Origin of the sequence: Streptomyces sp. SID1328, from assembly GCF_009865595.1 — a bacterium.
In the GTDB taxonomy this organism is placed as follows: domain Bacteria; phylum Actinomycetota; class Actinomycetes; order Streptomycetales; family Streptomycetaceae; genus Streptomyces; species Streptomyces griseoluteus.
Genome location: NZ_WWKH01000720.1, coordinates 1 through 3,293, shown reverse-complemented (window position 1 = coordinate 3,293; position 3,293 = coordinate 1). Strand labels below are relative to the sequence as shown.

The following is a 3,293-nucleotide window of genomic DNA, read 5'->3' as shown; positions in this document are numbered from 1 at the left end:
GACGGCGCGGGCGATGCGTTCCAGCGCGGCCCTCTCCCCGGCGTCGAACCCCTCGGGCCGTTCCGCGACCGCCAGCAGCGAGCCGCCGCCCGGCCCGGCGAGGGGCAGGGCGGCGAGGGAGAAGTCGGGTGCCGGGGTACGGCGGCCCTCGGCGCGGTCGGCCACTTCGCCGGGGCCGAGCCAGAGAGGGCGGCCGGTGCGGTGGGTCTCGGCGACCGGGGCGCCGCCGTCGGCGGGGTAGCCGTCGCGCAGACCGTACAGCGAGCCAGGCAGTCCCACGGACTCGGCCAGGCACAGGACGGCGGGGTCGGCACCGGGGGCGTACACACCGGCGAACGAGGCACCGGCGAGGACGAGGGCCTGTTCCAGCACGCGGCGGAGCCGGTCGGAGGAGGCGGGCGTGGCCATGAGTGTGGCGAGGACGTGCTCGGCCCGCCCGGCTCCCGTCCTGCGCACCGCAGCACCCTCACTCGCCACGTTGGCCATTACAGCGCGTACGGGCGCGTGGCGCAGCCCCTGTGCACCGACCCCGCGCGGTTTTTCCCTACCGCGCGATTGACCCGAAGGCCTCGCACGTACGCGTATCAGCCTTTTCCGCCGCCCGGCGTGAGCGGTGTGGGGAGGGGGTACTCGGCGTACCCCCCAGCAATGGGACCCGTCCGCAGTCCGGGGCGCGAGGGCCGTACGAGGAGGTGGTCGGCGTGTCCGACACGCCGGACCCCGCACGGGAGACGCCGGGGGCCGGGCGGCCGCCACTGTCGATCGCCCTGGCCTCGATGATGGAGGACGTGGGCGCGCACTCGGGCGCGGTCTACCTGCTGCGGCCCGATGTGCCGGTGCTGGAGATGGCGGTGATGGCTGGCCTGCCCAGGGCGTTCGCCGCGCCGTGGGAGCGGGTCGGGGTGAGCGCGCCGATCCCGGTCGCACAGGCGGTGCGGCAGCGGCGGCCGGTGTGGGTGGGCGGCGGCGAGGAAATGGCGCGCCGCTTCCCGCGCGTCGCGGTGGTGCTGCCGTACCCCTTCGCACTGGCGGCACTGCCGCTGGCCATGGACGACGTCGTGCTCGGCTCGGTGTTCGTGACCTGGCCGGCCGGGCACGGCCCGGAGCTGACCGAGCGGGAGCGGACGCTGCTGGCGGCGGGGTGCGAGCGGCTGACCCGGGTGCTGGCGCGGGCGTCGGCCGAGAATCTGCCGCTGGGCTCCGAGCGGGATCTGGTGGCGACACCGGACGCGGCCGTCGTCGACACGCTGGGGCCGGTGGAGGCGGCGCGGATGGTGGCCCGGCTGCCGTACGGGCTCGTGTCGCTCGACCTGCACGGCCGGATCGGGCACGTCAACGCGGCCGCCGCCGAACTCCTCGGCCGTCCCGCCACCGAACTCCTCGGCACGCTGCCCTGGGTGTCGGTGCCGTGGCTAAACGACCCGCTGTACGAGGACCGTTACCGGGCGGCGCTGATCAGCCGCCGTCCGGCCTCCTTCGTGGCGCTGCGGCCGCCCGGCCACTGGCTGTCCTTCCGGCTCTATCCGGGCAGCACCGGGGTGAGCGTGCGCATCACGCGGGTCCGGGTGCTGACCGAGCACATGGGTGTGCCGGCCGGGGCACGGCCGCACCGGCTGGTGACGATCTCGCGGCTGCTGAGCCTGACGGGGGCGCTGACCGAGGCGGTGGCGGTGGACGATCTGGTCCAGCTGGTCGCGGACGAGGTGGGGCCGGCGGTCGGCAGTCATGCGCTGATGCTGCTCGCCGCCGAGGAGGGACGGATGCGGGTGCTCGGGCACCGCGGCTATGCGGACGAGCGGGTGGCCGGGTGGTTCGACGGGATGCCGCTGAGCGAACGCACCCCGGGCACCCAGGCGTTGAGCAGTGGAGTGCCCGCGTTCTTCGAGTCGCTGGAGCAGCTGGAGCGGCTGTATCCCGTGCGACGCGAGTCCCGTGACGGCTTCGCGGCCTGGGCTTTCCTGCCGCTGGTCGCGTCCGGGCGCCGGGTGGGGACGTGTGTGCTGGCGTACGCGGAGCCGCGCTCCTTCCCCGCCGAGGAGCGGGCGGTGCTGACCAGCCTCGGCGGGCTGATCGCCCAGGCGCTGGAGCGGACGATGCTGTACGACGCCAAGCACCGGCTGGCGCACGGGCTCCAGGAGGCGCTGCTGCCGCACTCGCTGTCCCCGCCGCCCGGCATCGAGGCGGCCGCGCGCTATCTCCCGGCGACGCGGGGCATGGACATCGGCGGCGACTTCTACGACCTGGTGCCGACCCGGCCACGGGCGTCCGCGGTGATCGGCGACGTCCAGGGGCACAACGTGACAGCGGCGGCGCTGATGGGGCAGATCCGCACCGGTGTCCGCGCGTACAGCACGGTGGGACAGGCGCCGGGTGAGGTGATGGGCAGCATCAACCGGCTGCTGATCGACCTCGGTACCGAGCTGTTCGCCAGCTGCCTCTATCTCCGCCTCGACCCCGCGCACGGCCGTGCCGTGATGGCGCGGGCCGGTCATCCGCCGCCGCTGCTCAGACGTCCGGACGGGCGGGTACGGGTGCTGGACCTGGCCGGGGGCCCGTTGCTCGGCATCGACTCGGAGGCGGCGTACCCGACGACGGAGGTGCCGCTGGCGCCGGGCTCGGTGCTCGCCCTTTATACGGACGGGCTGGTGGAGTCGCCCGGTGTGGACATCGAGGACGCGCTGACCGACCTGGGCGCGCTGTTCTCCGAGGCGGGCGACGGTCCCCTGGAGGAGCTGGCGGACGCACTGGTCCGGCACGGCACGGCGGGGCGGGACCGGGTGGACGACGTGGCGGTGCTGTTGCTCCGTGCGCAGGAAGGGAGTTGAGCGTCCGGCGCGCGGAGGGTCCGGCCCTTCCGCCGAAGGGCCGGACCCGGTGGGTCAGTTGGAGGCGGTTCCGCCCTGCGGACGGTTGCGGTGGTGGTGCTTGGTGCCCTGCTCCTGAGCGGCTCCCGCACCCGCGCCGGCCTGGTCGTCGGCGCCGCCGATCTGGTCGCCGCCCGCCTGGTCACCGGCACCAGCCTGGTCACCGGCACCGGCCTGGTCGCCCGCACCGGCCTGATCCCCGGCGCCCGCCTGGTCCCCGGCACCGGCCTGATCCCCGGCGCCCGCCTGGTCCCCGGCACCGGCCTGATCCCCGGCGCCCGCCTGGTCCCCGGCACCGGCCTGATCCCCGGCGCCCGCCTGGTCCCCGGCACCGGCCTGATCCCCGGCGCCCGCCTGGTCCCCGGCACCGGCCTGATCCCCGGCGCCCGCCTGGTCCCCGGCACCGGCCTGATCCCCGGCGCCCGCCTG

1 protein-coding gene and 2 pseudogenes are annotated in these 3,293 nt (G+C 75.5%); 2 read left to right on the top strand and 1 reads right to left on the bottom strand.

From position 1 onward, the window contains the following. A pseudogene (locus GT030_RS23085) lies at positions 1-456 on the bottom strand (PAS sensor protein); the annotation flags it as partial. A 236-nt stretch (positions 457-692) separates the two neighbouring features. On the opposite strand from GT030_RS23085, the gene GT030_RS23080 reads away from it, so the two are divergent. Together GT030_RS23080 and GT030_RS35820 are read left to right on the top strand one after the other, a co-directional pair. Beyond that, positions 693-2,825 carry a SpoIIE family protein phosphatase gene (locus tag GT030_RS23080; protein ID WP_346009722.1) on the top strand — a complete coding sequence of 711 codons (2,133 nt, stop codon included), beginning with the start codon at positions 693-695 and terminating at the stop codon, positions 2,823-2,825. A 93-nt stretch (positions 2,826-2,918) separates the two neighbouring features. Further along, positions 2,919-3,293: pseudogene (locus GT030_RS35820) on the top strand (hypothetical protein); the annotation flags it as partial.